The organism is Nocardioides sp. P4_G4, from assembly GCF_056401085.1.
Map to the genome: position 1 here is coordinate 12,826 of NZ_JBFUKA010000018.1, position 15,193 is coordinate 28,018.

Here is a 15,193-nt window from a genome sequence, read left to right on the forward strand (position 1 = left end):
GCCGGATGTCCAGCACGGTGTCCACCCCGTACGTCATCTACGCGGCGCAGCGCGTGGCCCAGGCCGTCGCCGTCGTGCTGCTCGCCTACGTGTTCACCTTCCTGGTGATCAGCGTGCTGCCCGGCGACCCGGTCAGCAACACGCTGAACGACCCGCAGAACAACTTCACGCCGGAGGAGGTCGCCCGGATCGTCGCGTACTACGGCTTGGACCAGCCGGTCTGGGTCCAGCTGTGGGAGTCGCTCTCCCGCTTCCTGACCTTCGACCTGGGGGTCTCGATGCGCTCCAACCTCCCGGTCTCGAGGCTGGTCGGCGACGTGATCGGGTCCACCGTCGTGCTGGCGCTCAGCGCGCTGGTCGTGGCGCTGGTGCTGGCCTTCGGGATCGCGTACGGAACCCGCAACGCGCCCGCTCCGGTGGCGAAGGCGCTCCGCGCCTTCCCCTCGCTGTTCCTCTCGGTGCCCAACTTCGTGATCGGGCTCCTGCTGATCAACATCTTCGCCTTCCAGCTGGGGTTGTTCCAGGTGATCGACTCCGAGGGTCCGGCGGCGACGTTCTTCGCCGCCGTGGCCCTCGGGGTCCCCGTCTCCGCGCAGGTCGCGGAGGTGTTGATCGCGAACCTCGACCACGAGGGCCGCCAGGAGTATGCCGGCTTCGCCACGTCACGCGGGCTCAGCCGCGCAGCGCTCTTCTGGCGGCACCTGCTCAAGCCATCGTCGCTGCCCGTCGTCACGGTCGTGGCGCTCACGGTCGGCGAGCTGCTCGGTGGAGCCCTGATCACCGAGACCATCTTCGGCCGCACCGGGATCGGCAGCCTCGTGCAGCGCTCGGTCACCACCCAGGACCTTCCCGTCCTGCAGGCGGTCGTGGCCCTCTCGGCGGTCACGTTCGTCGTCGTGAACCTCGTCGTCGACCTCCTGTACCCCCTGCTCGATCCCCGGGTCGACCTGCGCGGGGCCACCCGCCGGGTGCGCCCGGTCGTCGACGAGCCCGCAGCCGTCACCACCATCGACACGGCGGTGAGGGCATGACCATCACCACTGAGGTCCAAGACACAGCATCCGATGGCGGCTGGCGGCCATCCGCCCTCCGTCGTCAGCGCCGCATGCCCGGACGGGTCCCTCCGCTCGGTGTCGTGCTGTCGCTCGTCCTCCTCCTCCTGGTGGTCGGATGGTCGGTCGCTCCCGGCCTCTTCACCAGCCAGGACCCCGTCCGCGGCGTACCCGCCGACGCCTTCCAGGGCCCGAGCGTCGCCCACTGGTTCGGCACCGACCACCTCGGTCGCGACGAGCTCTCACGCGTCATCCACGGCTCCGCCTCCTCGGTGACCAGCGCGCTGGTCGCCGTCGCCATCGGGGTCCTGGTCGGTGGACTCGTGGGGCTCGTCGGCGGCTTCCTCGGCGGCTGGGTCGACGTGGGGCTGGCTCGCGTGATCGATGTGCTGCTGGCCATCCCGAGCTTCCTGCTCGCCGTCGTCGTCGTCAGCGCCCTCGGGTTCGAGACCATCAACGCCGCGATCGCCACCGGAGTCTCCGCCGTCGCGGTCTTCGCCCGTGTCATGCGCTCGGAGGTGCTCAAGATCCGCAGGGCGGTCTTCGTCGAGGCCTCGCTGCTGCTGGGTGGGTCGCGGTGGCACGTGCTACTGCGCCACGTGCTGCCCAACGCGTCGAGGTCGGTGCTCAACCTCGCCGTCCTGCAGTTCGGGCTGTCGATCCTGGTCATCGCCGGCCTGGCGTTCCTCGGGTACGGCGACCCGCCGCCCGCCTCCGACTGGGGGCTCCTGATCTCCAACGGCAAGGACTATCCCCTCGCCCCCTGGCTGGTCTACGCCCCGGCCCTCGTCACGATCGCCACCGTCCTCTCTGCGAACAGGATCAGCCGATGGCTCCGCAAGACCGACTGAACGGCACCACCACCACCCTCGAGGCCCCGGTCCCGAGCAAGGCGGAGGGACCGCTGCTGCGCGTGGACGGCCTGAACGTGTCCTACGGCGGCCACCAGGTCGTCTCCGACGTCTCCTTCGAGCTGCCGCGCGGACACAGCCTTGCCCTCATCGGGGAGTCGGGCTCGGGCAAGTCGACCATCGCCCGCTCGCTGCTGCGGCTGCTGCCCTCCGGGGTCGGTCGTGCCACCGGGCGGATCGAGGTGCACGGACAGGAGGTGCTGGGTCTGCCCGAACGACACTTCCGGGCCCTGCGGGGACGCACGGTCGGCTTCGTCCCCCAGGACCCCGCAAGCTCGCTCAACCCCGTGCGCACGATCGGCTCCCAGGCGCGCGAGGCGGCCGCACTCCTGCCCGGCGAGCTGTCCCAGGCCCACCGCCGTCAGGCCGTGGTGGACATCCTCACCCGGGTGGGGCTCGACGACCCGGAGCGAGTCCTGGCGTCCTACCCCCACCAGCTGTCGGGTGGGATGCTGCAGCGTGTCCTGATCGGACTCGCCGTGCTTCCCCAGCCGGCGCTGCTGGTCGCCGACGAGCCCACCTCGGCACTCGACGCGACGATCCAGAAGCGGATCCTCGACCTGCTCAGCGAGCTGCGGCGCTCCCTCGACATCAGCCTGCTGCTGATCACCCACGACCTCGCGATCGCTGCCGAGCGTGCCGACTCGCTGGTCGTGCTCAAGGACGGCCGGGTGCAGGAGGCGGGTCCGACCGCCCAGGTCTCGACCGCCCCCACCTCGGCGTACGCCCGTCAGCTGCACGCCGACGTCCCGGCCCTCAACCCCGACCGTTATGCCGACCTGCGCGAGGTCGGCTCGACGCGCAGCCGGCTGGCGACGGGCGACGTGCCGAAGATCGCCGTGCGGGGGGTGACCCGTTCGTTCACCGTGGACGGCAGTCGCCTCACCGCGGTCGACAACCTGTCCTTCGAGGTACCCGCAGGGACCACCCACGCGATCGTCGGCGAGTCGGGCTCGGGCAAGACCACGACCATCCGTCTGCTGCTCGGCCTGGAGACTCCCGACTCGGGCGAGATCATGGTGGCGGGGGAGCGCGTCGACGGCCGCTCGCACGCAGCCCTGCGGTCCGTGCGACGCCATCTCCAGTTCGTCTACCAGAACCCCTTCACCTCCCTCGACCCCACGTGGAAGGTCGAGAGGCTGGTCCGCGAGCCCCTTGACCGCTTCAGGATCGGCACACGGGAGGAGCAGCGGGTGGCGGTCCAGGAGGCCATCGACGCCGTCGGGCTGGACCGGTCGCTTCTCTCGCGACGGTCGGACGCGCTCTCGGGCGGCCAGCGACAGCGTGTCGCGATCGCCCGCGCCCTCGTGCTCAAGCCCGACGTCATCGTGCTCGACGAACCGACCTCGGCGCTCGACGTCAGCGTCCAGGCCGACATCGTCCGGGTGCTCCTGACCCTGCAGGCCGAGCTCGGGATCACGTACGTCTTCGTCTCTCACGACCTGGCGCTGATCCGCCAGCTCGCGCACACCGTGACCGTGGTCCGCCGCGGCCGCGTCGTCGAGGAGGGCACCGTCGCCCAGATCTTCGGCGCCCCCCGCGAGGAGTACACCCGGACGCTGCTGGACTCCATCCCCGGCTCGAGGTCGACGACGTGACCACGCTCGCCGCCGTCCCCCGCACGAAGCTGCGCCTCGGCTTCAACACGAGGGTCTCCTTCGACGCCACGAACGGTCCGGCCGCTGGCCTGCGGGACGGCGTCGAGCTGTTCCGTACGGCCGAGCAGCTCGGCTACCAGTCCGGGTGGGTCTACCAGCGCCACTTCGACCACTACCTGTCCTCGCCGCTGCCGTTCCTGGCGGCCGTCGGACAGCACACGGAGGCGATCTCGCTCGGCACCGCGGTCCTCCCGATGCGCTACCAGGACCCGGTGCTGCTCGCCGAGGCCGCCGGGGTCACCGACCTGCTCGTCGGGGAGCGGCTCCAGCTCGCCCTGTCGGCGGGCGCCACCGGGGCCTTTGACGCCGTCTTCGGCCCCGTCGAGACTGACTCGCGCAGCGAGGCGCAGCGGAGGCTGCGCCGTTTCCTCGACGGCGTCGCGGGCGAGACGCTGCACGTGGTCGACGGCGAGGGCCAGGGAGCACCGATCGGGACCGAGCTCCGGGTCACGCCCCACAGCCCCGGGCTGCGCGGCCGGGTCCGACAGGGCGTGGCCAGCGTCGGCTCGGCGGAGCACGCGGCCGACCTCGGGCTCGGCATCATCTGCGGCACCGTGCTGCACGACCTTGCCGAAGGTGAGAGCTTCCCGGACTACCAGGCCCGGGTCATCGGGGCGTACCGCGCGCGCTGGGCGAGCGTCCAGGGCGGCGAGGCACCGCCCGTCGCGGTCGCCGCCTCCGTCCTGCCCGGCACCTCGCCGACCCTGCTCGAGGCCTACCGGGCCTACGACCACCAGCGGCGCACCGAAGGCATGGCGGCCTCGCGTCCGGCGGGAGCGCTGACGCCGGTGGTCACGGCAGACCTGCCCGCCGGCATGAGGATCAGTCCCGTGCATCACGGCACGCCCGACGAGGTCGCGACTGCGGTCCTCGCTGACCCGGGCATCTGCGCGGCCGACGAGCTCGTGCTCTTCCTTCCGCCCGCGTTCACCCGACCGGACAACGTGCGACTGCTGGGCGACCTGGCCGCGCACGTCGCGCCGGCACTGGGCTGGCGCCCGTCCTGAGGGACGGCACCGGACCGAGCGTCGAGAGCCGAGGGCAGATCGGGGCGGGAGTGGGGTGTTCGGACGGCGTGGGCTTTGCCATGATCGGGAGGTCGTTGTCAGGAGCATCCCCGCTAGGGGGCATCGAGGATGAGGGACACCCACCTCCACGGGTCGGTCGCTGATCACCCCACGTCGTCGATGAGGCGGCCGGTTCCTCGGCTGATCCTCGGCAGTGCGTTGATGCTGTTCCTGGAGCTGGCCCTGATCCGGTGGCTGGGCGCCAACATCGTGCACTTGTCCTACTTCACGAACTTCGTGCTGCTCGGCTCGTTCCTGGGGATCGGGGTCGGCTTCCTCATCTCGAGGCAAAGCCGGTCGGTGCTTCCCTGGTCGCCGGTGGTGCTGGCGCTGCTCGTCGTCACCGTGCTGGTCTTTCCGGTGTCCGTGGACCGCTCGGGTGCCGACGTCATCTTCTTCACGGCACTGGACACGACCGGCCCGCCCGCGTGGTTGGTGTTGCCGGTCGTGTTCGTGCTGAGTGCCTTCATCCTCGTAGGTCCGGCCGAGGTCGTCGGCCGCTGCTTCGGCCGATTGCCTCCGCTGACGGCGTACCGCTGGGACCTGGTCGGGTCCCTCGTGGGCATCGGCCTGTTCGCGCTGCTGTCCGTGCTGTGGGCGCCGTCGTACGTCTGGGGCTCGATGGTCGCGGTCGCCTTCGTCGTCCTGATCGGGGGGTGGCAGCGCTGGCTCGCGGTGCTGGCGGGCAGCGCGATCGTCGTGGCTCTCGTGGTCGAGTCCGTTGCGGCCGGCGTGTCGTGGTCGCCGTACTACAAGATCTCGACGCACGACGTGCAGGACCGCGAGTTCGGCACCCGGGTCTACATCGACGTGAACGGGGTCCCCCACCAGTCGATGTCATCGGTGCGGTGGAAGCTCTCCCGAGCATCGGAGATCTACGGGGCACCGTACGAACGACGCAACGGCACGCCGCTCGACAACGTGCTCGTGGTGGGCGCCGGCTCCGGCTCCGACGTCGCCATCGCGCTGTCGAAGGGAGCCGAGCGGGTCGACGCCGTCGACATCGACCCGCGCATCGTCCAGATCGGCGTGGAGCGCAACCCCGATGACGCCTACCAGAGTCCCCGCGTTGCTCGGCACATCAATGACGGACGCGCCTTCCTCGAGGGCACCGACGAGATGTACGACCTGATCCTCTTCGCGTTGCCCGACTCCCTGTCGCTGGTGAGCGGCGCCTCGCAGATACGACTGGAGTCGTTCCTGTTCACCGAGGAGGCGATGCGGTCGGCCTACGAGCACCTGACCGACGACGGCGTGCTCGCGATGTACAACTACTACCGCGAGGACTGGCTGATCGATCGGTTGGGCGGCACGGTCGCCACCGTGTTCGGCCACGCGCCCTGCATCGACCTGTTCGGCGGTGCCACCGCTGTCGTGTCCGCGGCGAAGGAGCCGGTCAACCAGCGCTGCGGACCGGAGAACCACGTCCTTCCCGCGTCGTACGTCGAGCCCGCGCGTGACGACGCGCCGTTCCTCTACTACCCGGGTGGCATGGTGCCGACGATCTACCTGTGGGCGCTGGGAGGCATCCTGCTGTTGTCGCTCGTCGTGGTGCGGATCTTCGGCGGCCCCTTCCGCGAGATGCGGCCGTACGCCGACCTGTTCTTCATGGGTGCGGCGTTCCTCCTGCTGGAGACCAAGAGCATCGCGACGTTCGCGCTGCTCTTCGGCACGACGTGGATCGTGAACGCCATGGTGTTCGCCGGTGTGCTCGTGATCGTGCTGGCCGCTGTGGAGACGACGCGGAGATTCCCCACCCCGCCCCTGCCGACGGTGTTCGCGCTGGTGGCCGGTTCGTTGTTCCTGGCGTACGTCATCAAGCCGGAGTGGCTGCTCGAATTGGACTTCGCAGCCCGGCTGGTCGCCGCCGTGCTCCTCGCCTTCCTGCCGATCTACCTGGCGAACATCGCCTTCGCCAAGCGGTTCGCAGCATCGGGAGACTCGCAGTCGGCGTTCGGCGTCAACCTGCTCGGAGCGATCGTCGGCGGCTGCCTGGAGTACGCGGCGCTGCTGACCGGCTATCGCAACCTGCTCGTCCTGGTCGCGTTGCTCTACCTGGCCGCGTTCCTGCTCAAGCCGAAGGACGCACTGACTGTGTGACGGCGCGGAGCGCTCGGAGTCACCGACGCGGCCGGGGTCTCGGCGGCTCCCTTGATCGAGGCTGCCTCTGTGTGGACGTACCGCTTGGTGAGGATGTGATCGAGGACGAGACCTGAGCACCTCGACGTGATGCGACAGGCCGTCCAACGACAAGGACCCCGACCAACCTGTAGGTCAGCCGGGGTCCATCTGCGCGCCTGTAGGGATTCGAACCCCAAACCTTCTGATCCGTAGCGGCGCGTAACGCTTTTCGGGCCCAATCGAGTCAAGTCATCTTCGAGGAGCGCTTGCGGACGTTTGCGCAGGTCAGAGGCGTGTTGGACGCCGCGTGAAGGCCCGTGGTGGGCCGTGCGGCAAATCGTTATCAAACACGCTTCTGGAGGGGTTCCTGCAACCGTTTCTGCACCGAGTTGTGAAGAGCCCGTTGGATGGTGTGGTCGTCATCAGGCCCAAGTCGATGCGCCTCGCCATCGGTCGTGGCCCTGCAACTCACACTCGCGGGACTGTCGGTTGCTTGGGCGATGATGTCGCCATGGCACGGAAGGGTCCTACATTCGAAGCGCTGGTGGCGACTCGCGTCGAGCTCCTCATCGAGGCTCTCGGTACGGCTACGCGAGTAGCGGAGTGCCTGGGTGTCACCCGTCCTCYGCTGTCTAAGTGGAGTGCCGGCATGGTGATGCCGACGCCGGCACAGGCGAAGCTGCTGGTCGATCTCGACCACGTGGTGGCACGCGGGTCGCTGATCTACGTCCCCGAGATCGTGAACGAATGGCTGTTTGGCCACGACTCGTATCTCGAGGGAGCTCGGCCCATCGACGTGTTGCATCTTCGAGGGGTCGGCGATGTGCTGGCCGCGCTTGACTCGCTCGAACAGACGGCTTGGGGCGGATAGCGACCGACAACGGCTGCCACCATATTCCATTCAGGGACTGCCCCATCTCGCGTGCAGCTCCGTCCGCGCCACAGTTGCAGTGCGCCGCGCCGGGGTCACCAGAGGAGCGGATGAGGTATTGAAGCTGGGAGGCCCAACCCACTGCTTAACGACAGCCTTGCATTTCTGCGGACCGGGATTGCGATACGTCACGAGCGACCGCTGCAAGTGCTGGAGCCGACGCAGAAGGGGACGGCCAACCACACTGGAGATCGAGGTCGTTCAGGCGAGGCGTTGGCACGGCTGCCGGTCCTAGTCAGACGTCCCTGAGTAAAGGTCAGTCATGCGTTTGATCGCTTGCTGCTTGGTCATGCCATGGATGTCATGCTCGGGCACACCGAAACCGAGGAGTGTCGCGACCACGCCGGCGGGAATCGCTTCGTGAGGCTCAACTTCCACCACCCCTCGAGAGGGCTTTACCCCCTCATTCACACAGGCCCAGAATTCTTCGCTCGTGACGTCGAGTTGGTCGCGAAGAATATGACTCCATAACTGCGGGCCGTATGTATCGCGGTCGTTCACCGGGAAACTGACGCGTGTGTAGAGAATGCGTCCGTCTGAGAGCACAAGTTCGTAGCGGTGATGATCCCCTGTTTTGCCTCGGGCTGACTTCCGCTTCTCCCATCCCTCAGTTACACAGAAGGTCTGGTGGTCCTTCCGTGTGGCCGCCGGAAACTTCACCGCCCGCGCAGCCAAGCCTTCAGCTGTCCATCGGACGACAGCTCGACCAACTGAACGACTCCCCAGTTGTCCTCGTGATTCGGGGCAAGACGTAGCCGATCGGACCACGCTTCGGCGTAGTCGCGGAGAGCTTCGACCCCTTCGTCTAGCGCTTCCTCGACTGATTCCCCGGACGCTGCGATCGGCAAGCCAGGCAGGAACAAGCTCCATCCGCCGTCCTCGGCAACGAGCTGCGCACGTGCTGGGCGCAGACTGCTGAGGAAGTGAACGAGTCGCCTAGCATCCACTGCGGCCACTCGGGTGTCATCACGACTAACCGACGCAGGGCGCCCTTCGACTGCTGCGTCGAGAACGTCCTTGAAGTGGTTTCGGCCCTCGGCCATGGTTGGGAAGTGGGTGGTGGCCATGGTGGTGCTCCTGAGTGTGGTGCGGTTCGCGGCCGCAACCGGCCGCTTGAGATTGAATGTACACGATGTACATCGAGTCCTCAAGAGCATGTGGTGGAGTCTCACTAGCGCGGCACGCGGGGATGTCATCTTCAAGGCGCGCTCACAGACTCTTGCGCAGGTCGGAGCCGCATTGGATGCCGCGTGAGGTTTGTGGTGGGTCGTGCGGGAGCTCGTTATAGGACGGCTTCTGAAGGGGTTCCTGCAACTGCTTCTGCACCCTCAATCAGGGGGATGGAACGTCTCCGTGCGTGCGGCGCTGCCATAGCTGCGCAGCTACCCGTGACACCGACCACGCGGCGCAGGCAGGTCTGCAGGCGGTCCCGGTACTCGGTGGCCGGTCACCCGTGTCGAAGGGAGCGGGCCACTCGGCTGATCATCGTTTGGAAGAGGCTTGCGGGCCGTATGGTCCGTGCTACGCAGTCCGGGGACTCCTAATGCGCTCGACCGCGGCCAATCTGTCTCAAGCTCGGGTGCGAGGCGCGTGTACTCCCTGCCCGCGGAATCTGGGTCGACCCGCATCGCGCAGGACCTGCAACTGCTGCCTGATCTTGTCCCGAACATGCCGGTTAACCGGGTCGAGCGCAGCCAATTCGGCTCCTGCGACGTACAACTCAGCGAGGGTGAACTTGATTGGAAGAGACTCAACCACGCGGAGGACGTCGACCGTCCGCCTCGCGAGGTGAGACTTTGTCGCACCAGTCGGCCGTCGGCGCCCGCTGATCTTTGTCGATTTGAGTTCGAGCTCGAGGCCGCAGCGGCGGCAGCCAGATCGAGGGACGGCCGGTTGGGCTCGACTCGTTCCAGACCTGTGATGCAACTCGGGCACCACAACGCGTGTGACGCCCAAGCCTCGGACATGCCCCGTATGCGCTGAGATTCCCCTGAGCGCCGTCGTGTCGACCGGGTCAAGTACAGGGTGCGCCGCTCACAGGTTCGACATGCCCAGTTCGCTTCTAGCACGATGCCAGGTCGCAGAGCATGCACCAGCAGGCCGGTTCAATGCGAGAACGCGCGCTGCACTATGACGCTAGGCCGAAGTCGTCCGAGTTTAGAGAAGGCCGTTGGCGCGGCGGGAGATGATGCGCGTGCAGCCCCGGCCGTAAGACAGCCCGCTTTGACAACGACCTGCGTACTGTGGGTCTAGAGCAACTAGCCTCCAGCCATGACCGCATCACCGGATCCCGACCTCATCAGACTTCTCGAGAACCTCCGGTACGCCGTCTACAACAGCACCACCGACGCGATCCCGTCCGCCGAGTTGGTCCTGTCCCGACTCAAGACCTCTGACTCCGGGAACGCTCAGGACAGGTTCGAGGTCGATGCACGCAACCTCGATAAGCTGCACGCAGCGCAGGTCCGGAACTCCGAAGACGAGCGAGTTTGCCGTGCGGTGTTGTCGCAGTTGCAGCACTTCACTGAGCAGCGCGATGTGGTCTCCGGCGCGTTCCGGCGGCACGTGGACGCATTTCCTGAGGCCGTGGGACCACGGACGCTCCTGGTGCAGTGGCAGCTGCGCTGCGGCGACATCGATGGAGCAGTCGCGACTATCGAGTCGCTCGTCGACCTCGCCCCGACCTGGATCGACGACCGGTTGGAGTCTGCCAAACACGCCTCGCTGCGCTTCGACCAGGAAGCACAGGATCGACTCGACGAGGCCCTTTTGGCCAGTGGTATCGGCACGGCCGGGATAGCGTCCAAGGTGCGACGCGCCGAAGCGGCCGGAGGGTTCGGCGATAGCGCGGCAGCCATCCGCATCGTCGGCCGGGCCGCTCGTGGGGGCGACCTGGAGCTTGTGCGAGTGGCGATTGCCGTGGCCGAGAACGCGCGTGAGAGCAGCGCCCGCCTCTACGGCACCGCGGCCCGCAGCTTCTCCATGAAAGGCGATGTCGACGCCGTTACGGCGCTGTGCGCCGCCTCGCCGTTCGGCCCCGAGGATGACGGCGGCGAGATGCTGTTTGCACTGACGTGTGCCTACGAGAACTCCGGCCGCTGGCTCGAAGCTGCGGGCCTTCACGAGAAGCATAAGCAGTTGCCGCGGTTCCAGTTGGCCGAAGCGCAGAACCGCCGACTGAACGCGCTGCTTAACGCCGACCTGGTCTCCGATGCGGTGGAAGTCCTGAGCGCCGCCATGCGCGACGGCAGGTCGTGCTTCTCGATGGAGATCGTGCAAAGGACAATCCGGTCGGCTGCACTCACACGTCCGCTGCTGGCCGCCGACGTGCTTGCGTCCTGGCAGGGTGTCCGGGTCACCGTCCGAATGCTCGAGGAGATCCTCGCTGCCGTCATGGTTGCTCGCGGTGCTGATGTCGCGGTCTCGTGGTTACTCGGCCACCGCACTCACTTCCGAGTCGACGAGGAGACGTGGCACACGGTTCTTCGGCTTCTGCTCGATAACGGAGAGAGTGTCTGTGCTTGGCTGGGCGCCGCCCGCGAGCAGGCTGAGTCGGACCAGCTCAGAGCTGTCGCGTCCCTCACCGCCGCGGATGACCTTTCCCTGCTTGAGATCGTTTTCCCGCGGGCCGGTTCGCTTCCTCCCCACGTCAACCAGGCACTAGTGATGCACGGGCTGTTACGGGTCGCTGAGCTGCCCGTAGACGAATTGGACGCATGGACCGCAGCTTTGGCGRCACTGCCGTTCGAAAGGCGCAGTGACGAGTACGCCGACCTGGTCGCGGCCGTGGCGGACCGTTTCACCGTCGAGCGGCAGCCCGCGCGCGCGCTCGAGATACTGGAGCAGCTGTGGGACTTCGGCGACGACCAGGTCCTGATCGCGTGTCCGCCATCCGTCATCCAGAGCTGGGTGCGCGCCCTCCGATGGGGCCGACCAGACCGGTGGGAGCGCGACTGCGGAGCCACCATCCAGCGCATGATCTGGGTGCGACGCCAGCTACGGGTCAATCAGAGTCAGCCGCCGACGCCCGGCAGGGAGGAGGCACTGCGGCTGCAGCACCGGGCGACCGAGTCGGTTCGCGCGTTCGTGGAGGCCTTCGCGGAGCTCAACCAGGTCGGTCGTTACTCGCATATCGACCGACAGGTGGAGCGGCTGACGAGCGCCCGGATCGACCCCACGCCCGCGACGCTCGAGTCACTCATGGTGGCACTGCCGCGCGAAGCCCGGCTCGGTCACCTCGACCGAGTCCGAACACTGCTCGGCGGTCAGTCGATGACGGCAGGTCTGTGGACGACCTTCGTCGTGGGTGGTCTCTCGATCTCCCGGGTCGAGTCCAGCGAGAGCACCCCAACGACAGTTCGGGAAAACGTTGCCACGTGCCTCGCCCGGGGCGAAGAAGTCCTCTTAGAGGCCATAGCCGCACTCCGCTCTGCTCCAGGACTGTCCGCGGTCGACGCCAACTTCAGCCAAGGCGAGCTGCTGCGCATAGCCGACTCCTACCCGACGAGCCGCTATAAGGCGTACGGTCCGCTCGCCAACGACGTCCGTAGCCGCCTCCGGTCGTGCCACACCGCTCACGACGGGTTGGTTGCGACCCTGTCCGCGATCAGCGCGGCCCACGCGCGCTACGGCTTGGTTGCTGGAGTCGATCGAGTGCACCGCGCCTTCGACACGATCGAGCACCGTGCCAGCCGCGACGCACAGCTCGACCGTCTGGAGGCAGCGGGGCGCGCGGGCTCGGGTCCCGAAGTTGACCTCGCCGCGGCCGGGCTGGGGGTTGACGGCATGGAGTGGAGCTCACCGGACTTCCTTCGGCTGGCACGCGCTTCCGGCGAGTTCAACACCGTCGAGCCCCGTCACGTGTTGACCGCACTTGGTACAGCCGACGTCAATGACGACTGCCGCTCCGTCCTCGCGGTCGAGCTGCGCCGTGCCCAGGCCCGACGCGACGGCCATGCCGTCTCGGTCCTGCACCGCCTCGCTGAGCACCTGGGGGTCATCATGCCGGCCGACCTGCACCCCGCGCTTTTCCCGTCAGCCCCAAGCCACGTCACCGGCATCGAAGACCTTTGCGACCCCGTCTCAGGCGAGCGGCGGGCGGACGTACTCACAGCCGAGCAGTTTCGCAACTTCCAGGGTCTCGTGCTTCACATGATGGCCGTTCCAGGGAAGAACCTGAACGACGCCCTCCCGGTCCTTCGGCGGGCGGAGGAGTCCGACGACCGAGCGCGTGCGGCACTGACCCTCGTGCGGCCAAGTCTTGAGGAGGCCGGCCAACGGATTGAACGGCTGCGCCGCCTGCTGCGGATCGGCGAGCGTGACGACGTGAGCGGGACGACCCTGCTCGAACCCGTCATCGACGAGGTCCTTGCGTCCTTCCGGTCCACGACCGACCGTTTGTCGATCATGGTGGAGCGCGACCTCGAGGAGGGCCTCACTACCGAGGCCAACGCGGGGCTTGTCGCATTCCTCATCGAAAACTTGATAAGCAACAGCGTCAAGCAGGGCGACCTCCTGCGCTCGCAAGGACGCACACCGGAGGGGGGTTTCCGGATATCGGTGTCGACGCACTTCCGAGCTCCGCAGCTAGGCGACGACCAGCGATACGGGATCGTAACGATCGGAGTACGGGACAACGGCTCTGGGCTRCCCCCCAACCTCATGGACGATATCCGGTCTTGGAACTACACGAGTTCGCCAGACCACGGACTGGGGATCGGTCTACGATCGACCGCCGAAGGCGTCGACCTGGCAGGCGGGCGCCTCGCGGCGCTGGACCAGGGCGGCGGCGCGTGGGTGACGATCGAGCTCCCCGCAGGAAGGGCGCTGAAGTGAATTCTCGGAAGCTGCCGGTCGTCGTCGTCGACGACGACCCAGATGTGCTGCGGGACGACGTTGCCTACCTCGGGTTCGACTACCCGGGCCGCGAGGTCGTGACGTATCAGCAGCTGACGAGCGCCGTACCGGCGCTCATCCGACGCGAGGAGCCGTTTGTCCTGATCCTCGACCACGACTTCCCGCCCGAGGGCGGCACGACGCGCTTGGAGGGACACGTCCTTGCTACCCGGCTCCGCGAGCGCCACCCATGGGGGATGCTCCTGCCGATCTGTTACCGCTCGGGGAGGTTCTCGGCCACCGCGTGGACCGAGCTCACAGCTACCGAGGGGTCCTTCGCTCCCACCATGTACGTCGACAAGGCGAGCATGGGCGTGGTCGGCTGCGTCGAGATGCTTGACTCTGCGTTCGCGCGCACCCGCCAAGCGTGGCTACGTCAGGCCGAGTTGCTGCTCGAGTACAGCGACTACGACGACCTCGAAGACGTCGTCCCGACGTTCCCGCCGGACCCAGAGTGATCCGCATCAGCCGGAGCGAGTTGGTGGAGCGCTCGTCCGACATAGTGCTCCTCGACCTGGAAGCGACTGTTGACCTCGCCCATGGACGCGCCGTGCCGAAACTCCCCTCCGAGATGCGGTCGTCAGTCTTCTGCGTCCTTTCCGACACGGTCGCAAGAATCTCGGAGAAGTCATGCACGGACCTCACGCCGGAAGCACGAGAAAGGTATGCGGAGACGCTCTCGTTCTTGGGCCGCGCCCCCGCGTTGCCTGAAGGTCAGCAGCTCGTCGTGCTGCTAAGGGACGAGGCGGTGGTTCGGTCGAGCATCCGCCTGACGACCCAAGCACGCGACCTGGTCAGCAAGTACGAGCTGTACGTCCACCAGTTGGTCATGATCGGAGCGATTCGGGAGCTCGATGACGTAGTGCGCGACGACGGAGCGCGGGTACGCACCCACGTCGTGGCCAAGAGCGACTCGCTGGCGCAGCTCGTCGTTGATCTCTACAACGAAAGCCTCTACGTCCGCGTCTCGGCCCAGGCGCCCCGCGTGCAGGGCGGGTACCGGCCCGGTCCGTTCGACGCGCTTGCGGCGCTCGGCACGGCTCCGGTCAGCCGGATGGCCCGTACCGGGGGAGGTCGCGTCCGCGGCCCGCTGTTCGATACCCACGTGATGCTTCACCCAGACGTCCATGACAGCCCGGGCGTGCGCGACGCGATGGAAGGACATTCCGACGTGCTGTTGCCGCACCGTGTCGCACTCGAGCTCCTGAGTCATTCGCTTCCGGCTGCTGCTGGGCGCGGGATTCCACGTGGCGAGGCTCGACGGGGTCTGCGTGACATCCACCGAGGGCGGTTCCAAGGGCGCGAACTACACATCGCCGAGGACGAGTCCGCTCATGACTGCCGCCGCCAGCTCGAGCTCCACGCACGCTCAGCTACTGAGGATTTCTCATGTCCCGGGTTGACCGACGAACAGCTCATCATCCTTGGCGAACGACTCAACGCCGAGGTGTTCACGATGGACGGGGCCGCGCGAACATGGTCCAAGGAATACTTTCCTTCGGTCCAGCTCCGACCCTGACGATTGCGGTGCCGGTTTCGACAGGCATGCCGAACTGCC

Annotated in this window: 12 protein-coding genes; 9 read left to right on the forward strand and 3 right to left on the reverse strand. The window is 67.3% G+C overall.

Annotated features, from left to right (window positions below; genetic code table 11):
* Nucleotides 1-5: 5 nt before the first annotated feature.
* The 6 genes from AC1DQF_RS06080 (at nucleotide 6) to AC1DQF_RS06105 (ending at nucleotide 7,680) form a co-directional block, all read left to right on the forward strand.
* Nucleotides 6-1,031 (forward strand): ABC transporter permease, encoded by a 1,026-nt coding sequence (locus tag AC1DQF_RS06080; RefSeq protein ID WP_477524315.1) that lies wholly within the window; start codon nucleotides 6-8, stop codon nucleotides 1,029-1,031.
* 104 nt (nucleotides 1,032-1,135) lie between these two features.
* A complete protein-coding gene (locus AC1DQF_RS06085; RefSeq protein ID WP_477524316.1) occupies nucleotides 1,136-1,903 on the forward strand; it encodes an ABC transporter permease in 768 nt (255 codons plus the stop codon).
* Nucleotides 1,882-3,561, forward strand: a complete 1,680-nt coding sequence (locus tag AC1DQF_RS06090) for a dipeptide ABC transporter ATP-binding protein (protein WP_477524317.1) — start codon at nucleotides 1,882-1,884, stop codon at nucleotides 3,559-3,561. Before AC1DQF_RS06085 ends, AC1DQF_RS06090 begins: the two co-directional genes overlap by 22 nt.
* Complete coding sequence (locus AC1DQF_RS06095; protein ID WP_477524318.1) at nucleotides 3,558-4,628, forward strand: LLM class flavin-dependent oxidoreductase; 1,071 nt, start codon at nucleotides 3,558-3,560, stop codon at nucleotides 4,626-4,628. Before AC1DQF_RS06090 ends, AC1DQF_RS06095 begins: the two co-directional genes overlap by 4 nt.
* Nucleotides 4,629-4,757: 129 nt before the next feature.
* Nucleotides 4,758-6,788, forward strand: a complete 2,031-nt coding sequence (locus tag AC1DQF_RS06100) for a spermine/spermidine synthase domain-containing protein (protein WP_477524319.1) — start codon at nucleotides 4,758-4,760, stop codon at nucleotides 6,786-6,788.
* Nucleotides 6,789-7,458: 670 nt separating this feature from the next.
* The gene (locus AC1DQF_RS06105) at nucleotides 7,459-7,680 is read left to right on the forward strand and encodes a hypothetical protein (protein WP_156411481.1); all 222 of its coding nucleotides are present in this window, start codon (nucleotides 7,459-7,461) and stop codon (nucleotides 7,678-7,680) included.
* A 291-nt stretch (nucleotides 7,681-7,971) separates the two neighbouring features.
* On the opposite strand, the gene AC1DQF_RS06110 is transcribed toward AC1DQF_RS06105, so the two are convergent.
* From AC1DQF_RS06110 to AC1DQF_RS06120, 3 genes are all read right to left on the reverse strand, one after another.
* On the reverse strand, nucleotides 7,972-8,241 hold the full coding sequence (locus AC1DQF_RS06110) for a hypothetical protein (RefSeq protein ID WP_477524320.1): 270 nt from the start codon (nucleotides 8,239-8,241) through the stop codon (nucleotides 7,972-7,974).
* 155 nt (nucleotides 8,242-8,396) lie between these two features.
* Complete coding sequence (locus tag AC1DQF_RS06115) at nucleotides 8,397-8,807, reverse strand: prevent-host-death protein (protein WP_082624016.1); 411 nt, start codon at nucleotides 8,805-8,807, stop codon at nucleotides 8,397-8,399.
* Between the two features lie 502 nt (nucleotides 8,808-9,309).
* Nucleotides 9,310-9,678, reverse strand: a complete 369-nt coding sequence (locus AC1DQF_RS06120) for a hypothetical protein (RefSeq protein WP_477524345.1) — start codon at nucleotides 9,676-9,678, stop codon at nucleotides 9,310-9,312.
* Between the two features lie 333 nt (nucleotides 9,679-10,011).
* Here AC1DQF_RS06120 and AC1DQF_RS06125 point away from each other — a divergent pair, with 333 nt between their 5' ends.
* Genes AC1DQF_RS06125 through AC1DQF_RS06135 form a run of 3 tightly spaced genes read left to right on the forward strand, consistent with a single transcriptional unit; the run spans nucleotide 10,012 to nucleotide 15,154 of the window.
* On the forward strand, nucleotides 10,012-13,575 hold the full coding sequence (locus AC1DQF_RS06125) for an ATP-binding protein (protein WP_477524321.1): 3,564 nt from the start codon (nucleotides 10,012-10,014) through the stop codon (nucleotides 13,573-13,575).
* The gene (locus tag AC1DQF_RS06130) at nucleotides 13,533-14,093 is read left to right on the forward strand and encodes a hypothetical protein (RefSeq protein WP_156411480.1); all 561 of its coding nucleotides are present in this window, start codon (nucleotides 13,533-13,535) and stop codon (nucleotides 14,091-14,093) included. The genes AC1DQF_RS06125 and AC1DQF_RS06130 overlap by 43 nt, the downstream gene beginning before the upstream one ends.
* Nucleotides 14,090-15,154, forward strand: coding sequence for a hypothetical protein (locus tag AC1DQF_RS06135; protein ID WP_477524322.1), 1,065 nt, complete (start codon nucleotides 14,090-14,092; stop codon nucleotides 15,152-15,154). Before AC1DQF_RS06130 ends, AC1DQF_RS06135 begins: the two co-directional genes overlap by 4 nt.
* The last annotated feature ends 39 nt before the right edge of the window (nucleotides 15,155-15,193 follow it).